General features: G+C 35.1%; 7 protein-coding genes. 5 read left to right on the top strand and 2 right to left on the bottom strand.

What is annotated here, in order from left to right; translation table 11 throughout:
* From J0M08_07165 to J0M08_07145, 5 genes are all read left to right on the top strand, one after another.
* On the top strand, positions 1–430 hold a 430-nt coding region (locus J0M08_07165; GenBank protein MBN8702827.1), incomplete at its 5' end, for an aminotransferase class I/II-fold pyridoxal phosphate-dependent enzyme.
* A 207-nt stretch (positions 431–637) separates the two neighbouring features.
* The gene (locus J0M08_07160; protein MBN8702826.1) at positions 638–1,876 is read left to right on the top strand and encodes a porin; all 1,239 of its coding nucleotides are present in this window, start codon (positions 638–640) and stop codon (positions 1,874–1,876) included.
* A 124-nt stretch (positions 1,877–2,000) separates the two neighbouring features.
* Positions 2,001–2,648, top strand: coding sequence for a DUF47 family protein (locus J0M08_07155; GenBank protein MBN8702825.1), 648 nt, complete (start codon positions 2,001–2,003; stop codon positions 2,646–2,648).
* 44 nt (positions 2,649–2,692) lie between these two features.
* Positions 2,693–3,685 (top strand): inorganic phosphate transporter, encoded by a 993-nt coding sequence (locus tag J0M08_07150; protein ID MBN8702824.1) that lies wholly within the window; start codon positions 2,693–2,695, stop codon positions 3,683–3,685.
* An 83-nt stretch (positions 3,686–3,768) separates the two neighbouring features.
* Positions 3,769–4,461, top strand: a complete 693-nt coding sequence (locus tag J0M08_07145) for a response regulator transcription factor (GenBank protein MBN8702823.1) — start codon at positions 3,769–3,771, stop codon at positions 4,459–4,461.
* Here the strand turns inward: J0M08_07145 and J0M08_07140 are convergent.
* Positions 4,454–5,458 (bottom strand): bifunctional 3-deoxy-7-phosphoheptulonate synthase/chorismate mutase, encoded by a 1,005-nt coding sequence (locus J0M08_07140; GenBank protein ID MBN8702822.1) that lies wholly within the window; start codon positions 5,456–5,458, stop codon positions 4,454–4,456. The two genes, J0M08_07145 and J0M08_07140, sit on opposite strands and share 8 nt — an antisense overlap.
* An 87-nt stretch (positions 5,459–5,545) precedes the next feature.
* On the bottom strand, positions 5,546–6,550 hold the full coding sequence (locus J0M08_07135; protein ID MBN8702821.1) for a CBS domain-containing protein: 1,005 nt from the start codon (positions 6,548–6,550) through the stop codon (positions 5,546–5,548).
* Between the last annotated feature and the right edge of the window lie 137 nt (positions 6,551–6,687).

The following is a 6,687-nucleotide window of genomic DNA, read 5'->3' as shown; positions in this document are numbered from 1 at the left end:
GCGTAAGGAGATTATTGATATGTTGCGTCAGCGCTCTCGTCCGTATTTATTTTCCAATTCGCTTACGCCATCTATTGTTGGTGCTTCCATTGCAGTATTGGATTTGCTTTCTGAAACTACTGCGTTGCGTGATAAAGTAATGAGCAACGCGCTTTATTTTAGAGATGCGATGACAAAGGCTGGATTTAACATTAAACCAGGAATTCATCCAATTGCACCAGTCATGTTATATGATGCCAAGTTAGCACAACAATTTGCCGAAAAATTGCTGGCAGAAGGGATTTATGTAATTGGTTTCTTTTATCCTGTTGTGCCTAAAGAACAAGCACGTATTCGAGTGCAACTTTCAGCAGCTCATGATAAACATCATATAGATAAAGCAATTGCTGCTTTTACTAAAGTGGGTAAGGAGTTGGGGGTAATTCAATAGCAATTCACCTTTTACTATTACTTAAGACGAACGTTAATTTAAACTCATCTAATATATATTCTATTCAAATATGATGAGCTTAGTTTGCTCGTATAATATAAACACCATCAAATTTAAATAATCTAATAACATTATCTTAACATTAAATAATCATTTCGGTAATAATAGCTTTATTATTTTGTCGAAAGTTATTTAAACATCTCTTAAATGTTATCTGTAAAAAAGAAGGTTAATTTAAGGTTAATTGTTTTGGTTGTGGTGCTTTTTGTATTTGCAATAAAGGCTCATGGAGCTAAGGACTCCTTGCTTTTAAAGTCGGACGAAAAGAAAAAGAGTTGGTATGAGTTAATTTCTTTACGAGGATACGCACAAATTAGATACAATAGATTATTTGAAACGAACGAAAAACTAAAATGCGAACAGTGTGATAAATCTTGGGGGGAAAATGGTGGTGTGTTTTTGAGAAGAGCACGTCTAATATTTAGTGGAAATGTACACGATAGAGTATATATTTACATACAGCCGGATTTGGTGGTATCGGCTAGCTCAACCAACCTACATTTTTTACAACTGAGAGATTTGTATTTTGATTTAGCGTTAGATAAGAAAAAGCAATACCGGATCAGAATTGGTCAGAGCAAGGTGCCCTATGGCTTTGAAAACATGCAGTCAAGCCAAAACCGAATATCTTTTGATAGAGCCGATCCAACGAATAGTGCTGTTGCAAACGAGAGAGACTTGGGTGTTTTCTTTTATTTTGCGCCTCAAAAAATTAGAGAGCGCTTTGCTGATTTGGTGACTAGTGGCTTAAAGGGTTCAGGAGATTATGGCGTATTTGCAATAGGAGCATACAACGGACAAACTGCAAATAAAGCAGAAGCTAATAATGAACTGCATGTTGTAGCTAGATTAACATATCCGTTTCAGTTTAGCAATGGTCAAATAATCGAGCCTGGTATACAGGCTTACAAAGGAAAATATGTTGTTACAAGTGAAAATCGGAGTGTAAAAGTAAAAGGTGCATCCGGATTTTCCTATGCCGATGAGCGAGTGGCTGCAAGTTTTGTATTGTATCCTAAACCTTTTGGAATTCAAGCAGAATACAATATTGGTAGAGGCCCTCAGTTTTCTAATTTAACAGATTCTATCGAAACTAAATCATTGGAGGGTGGGTATTTAACTGCTATTTATAGGTTGAAATTAAAGAAACAGCTTCTTTTTCCTTTTGTAAAGTATCAGTATTATAAGGGAGGAAAAAAACATGAACTAGATGCTAGGAGCTATAAGGTTTATGAAACAGAAATGGGTTTGGAGTGGCAGCCGCATAAAAATTTTGAATTAACAACTAGTTATGTTTTTTCGGATAGACGGTTTGAGGATATGACAACCCAAAATAACTGGCAAAAAGGCAAATTAATGAGAATTCAAGCACAATTTAATTTTTGATCCTTAGGATTAAATTAATATTAACTTAACTTAATGCAAATATAAACAGGGTTACTTAGCGGCTCAAAATATACATACAATGACAACAGAGCCAAAACAAAAATCGATAAAAAAAAGTAGAACTATGAAACTTAACAACATTATTCAATTATTTATTCCACAGGATAGAGTGTTTTTCGAACTTTTTGCCAAGGCTACTGGTAATTTAGTGGAAATGTCGAGTGTTTTGAATAAAATGGTTATTACACCATATGGAGATACAAGAAAAGATTTAATCCGAGAAATTGAGCGACTTGAGCATGTAGGAGACAATATTGCACACGAAATATTTAACGAACTAAGTACAAATTTTATCACACCGTTTGATAGAGAAGATATACATGCATTGGGTTCTTCTATTGATGATATTTTAGATTTTATTCATGGTTCTGCGAAAAGAATTGATTTGTATAAAATCGAACAGATACCTGATTCAGTTGTGAAACTGGCAGAACTTATTGATAAATCTGCGCATGAGTTACATAATGCGTTGTCTGAGTTAAAACACAAGAAAAATGTGCATAAAATTAAAGAAGCTTGTGTGCGTATAAATAGTATTGAGAATCACGCAGATGATGTATTTAATATGGCAATAGCTAATTTATTCGAAACAGAAAAGGATGCTGTACTTATAATTAAATTAAAAGAAATACTGTCTGCGCTAGAAACAGCGACCGATAAGTGCGAGGACGCGGCAAATGTTTTAGAATCAATTATTGTAAAGCACGCATAATAGTTTAGTTTTAATAAAATTCACTCAAGCGGTAGTTAACGTTTATGACAACACTTTTGATAATTGTAATTATTCTAGCCATAATTTTTGACTTTATAAATGGGTTTCACGATGCGGCAAACTCAATTGCCACTGTTGTATCAACAAAAGTGTTAACACCTCTTGTCGCAGTAATTTGGGCAGCTTCATTTAATTTTATAGCCTACTGGATTTTTGAGTTAAAAGTTGCGGATACTGTTTCAAAGACTGTATTTGCCGAGTTTGTTACACTTCCGGTTGTTTGTGCCGGATTAATTGCGGCCATTATTTGGAATTTATTTACCTGGTGGAAGGGCATCCCGTCTAGTTCTTCTCATACACTTATTGGTGGGTTTGCAGGTGCCGGAATAGCTAATGCCGGTGGGTTTGAAGCAATTCATTGGGCCAAAGTTATGCCTACCGTTTACTTTATTGTACTAGCACCAATCATTGGAATGCTCATGTCTATTATTGTCCACATGATAACTATGAATATTTGCAGAAGAGCAAATCCGTCTAAAGTAGATTCCATTTTTAGAAGATTGCAGCTTGCTTCTTCTGCTGCATACAGTTTGGGACATGGAGGCAACGATGCACAAAAAGTAATTGGAATTATTGCAGCGGCACTTGTAGCAGCCGGACAAATAGAAGATATTAAGCATATTCCAAGTTGGGTGCCTTTTGTTTGTTATACATCTATTGCAATGGGTACAATGTTTGGTGGTTGGCGAATCGTAAAAACAATGGGGCAAAAAGTTACAAAGCTTACTCCGTTCGAAGGATTTAGTGCAGAAACCGCAGGTGCATTAACGTTATTTGCAACACAACATTTCAAAATTCCCGTTAGTACTACGCATACAATTACAGGATCTATAGTAGGGGTGGGTGTTACAAAGCGAATATCTGCTGTAAGATGGGGTGTTACAATTAGCCTTATTTGGGCATGGGTGCTTACAATACCTGTTTCTGCGGGACTTGCGGCTATTATGTTTTTTATAGTAAATCAATTCGCAAAATAAAAATCATACTAGGTTCGTTATTGTATTCCTATTTCTAAATACTTTCTGTAATTTAGAAATCTACGTGCTACACTCCAATTTAAATGGATAATTCTCAAACCAAAATTATACTTCTAGAAGAAGGAGATAGTTTGTATCAAATGATCAGCAGACATCTTGTTGCAGAGGAAATAAGTTTGCTGCAATCAAAAAAAATTGCAAGCGCAGTAACTTTTATTATGGAAAATAAATCCATTGGAGTAGTTGTTGTATCTAATATTAATAATAACAATAAAGGTTTTGAGTGGTGTATTCAATTAAAAAAAGTGAATGTAAGTATTCCAATACTATTGGTAGGAAATACGTTGGAGGAAGATGTTCAAATGGAGGCATATGCTGCCGGTGCAGACGATTACACCAATGTACCTGTAAATGAATTGTTGTTGGTTTATAAAATAAAGTCGCTACTCAATAGGCATGTTTACAACAATAATCTTCCTTCTTCTGACGAAAAGAATTTAATTCAAATAGATAAAGAGAGATTTGTTGCCATTCAAAATGGTAAAGAAGTATTTCTTCCTAAAAAGGAGTTTGCGTTATTGTCTCTATTGTTATCAAAGCCCGGAAAAGTTTTTTACCGCGAAACGATACTGGATGTAGTATGGGGAGGAGAAATATTTGTTGGTGATAGAACAATTGATGTTCACATCAGAAAATTGAGAAAACGCCTAGGTGATAATTGTATCACAACCATCAAAGGTATAGGCTATAAGCTAAATACGGGAAGTGCTAAATAATATTTCTACCTACAGCTTTTGCAATAGGCGCAAATGTGTTGTACATCGCTGTAAATTCATCAAAGTTTAATTGTTGAGAAGCATCCGATTTTGCAACAGCCGGATTGGGATGCGTTTCTATTAGCAATCCATCTACACCCATTGCTACTGCAGCTCTTGATAAATCTGCAACACCATACGCATAGCCAATAGCATGACTTGGGTCAACTACAATTGGAAGATTTACGTACTCTTTTAAGTAGGCAACACCGCATAAGTCAAGGGTAAAACGTGTTTTGGTTTCGAAGGTGCGAATTCCTCTTTCGCACAGTATTACATTGTTATTTCCTCCGGAAAGCACAAACTCAGCTGCTTGCACAAACTCTTGAAGTGTTGAGCCAAAGCCTCGTTTGATAAGTACTGTTTTGTTAGTTTTAGAACATGCACGTAGAATTCCGTGATCATACATCGCCTTGGCTCCGACCTGAATGATATCAGCATATTCAAGAATCTCGCTTGTATGTGTTGAGTCTTTTATTTCACTAATAATTTTTAATCCATACTTGCTACGCATTTTGTCAAGCAGTTTCAAGCCTTCTAGTCCAAGCCCCTGAAAAGTGTAAGGTGAAGTGCGCGGTTTAAAGCAGCCTGCACGCAATACTTTCACTCCCATTTTAACACATAGTTGAGCTGCTTGTTCTATTTGCTCTTCCGATTCCACAGAGCACGGTCCTGTTATAACCAGCGTGTTATTTGTTTTTCCGCCAATTGCTATATTTTCCGAAATTTTTATTTCTCTTGTTTCCTGAATGTAGCTTCTGCTAGCCAGTTGAATATCATCATTAAAAGCCCATGATGCATCTACTAAATCAGCTATTTTTTCGTCAACAACTTTTAGTTTAGATGGGGTTACCAAAACGTTATTGGTGCTGCCATTCTTAACAATAAAGGCACTTAGCTCTTTTGCAATTTCTGTTGCTTTTTGATCAGTAACAGTATTTTTTAGTTTAATTATCATATAAATAAGTTTCGAGTTTCTTGTGTCGAATAATTTTAAAATTCTTAATTCTGCATTTTTAATTCATAATTCCGAGCGAAGCTCGGCTTATTCTCCTTTAATTAAATTCGTAAATGTAATTGCTCCGGACAGCCTTTCTTTCCTGTCAACTACAGGCAAGTACAAAATATTATTTTTTGTGTTTTTTATAAATTCAATCATATCAGAAATACTAAAATCATCATACACCTTTATAGGATTTTTGTTTAGTAGGTCATTTACATCAATTGAATTTACGTTATTTATTTTTTTTATCAATGCCTTTCTAACATCTGCATTGCTTATTAATCCTTCAAATTTATTTTCGCCTACAATAAGTGTAAAGCCTAAATTGTACTTATCAATACTTTTTAGAATATTAACAAACGAAGCATCTGTAATGTTCAGTACAGGCAATTCGCTAATGGGCATCATCATATCGCTTACGTGCAGTGTGTTTGGGATATAGTTAGAATTTCTCATATTGTGCAGCGCACCGCCTATTACATCGGCATTTACCAAGTAAGAGCCCGAAACACTTGAATACACGCCCATGTTACGAAGTATGAAGGAAATATCTGCATTAACACCCCCATCTACATGTATTTTTTTGTCAGGATATTTTAATTTGAACTCGCGTATTTTTTTGAAATTTTCTCGATTAAATTCGCCACCACTTTGCCCGGGAGTGGTAGTCATAAAAAGTATAAAATCGCAAAATGATGCGTATTCATCAAAAGCTGTTATAGAGGTGTTGGATGTAATTGCTAATCCCAGTTTTGTGCTCTCGAATCCTGATAAATCAATGTGTTTGGGCAGGTTCTCGTATTGAATTGTCAGTAATTCGACCTTCAATTGCTTTACTTTTTCGAAGTACTGCTCCGGATTATTGGAGATTATATGCAAGTCAATTGGTGTAGTACTAGCCTCTTTTATTTTTTTTATGTCATCAAAAACTAAGGGAGAATCGTTGCAGTCAATATGAAAATAATCAACCTTGTGAGTATCTAGTTCACGAACCAGTTCAAGTAGGTTTTTGGTTTTGTTGGAATAGACAGACGCAGATATTTTCATAGCACATATAAAGGTAGTTATTTTGCTTGTATAGTGGAAAAGTATATGCAAATTAGATAAGTGTTATTTGGCTGAATTTTTATAGTTTTATGGAAGACCATTTTTTGGAAGTAACACTTAAATTAATAAAGTTATTC

It is taken from the genome of Bacteroidota bacterium (genome assembly GCA_017303975.1).
Classification (GTDB): domain Bacteria; phylum Bacteroidota; class Bacteroidia; order JAFLBG01; family JAFLBG01; genus JAFLBG01.
Note: the sequence above shows the minus strand (reverse complement) of the source record. Positions and strands in the feature narration are given on the sequence as shown.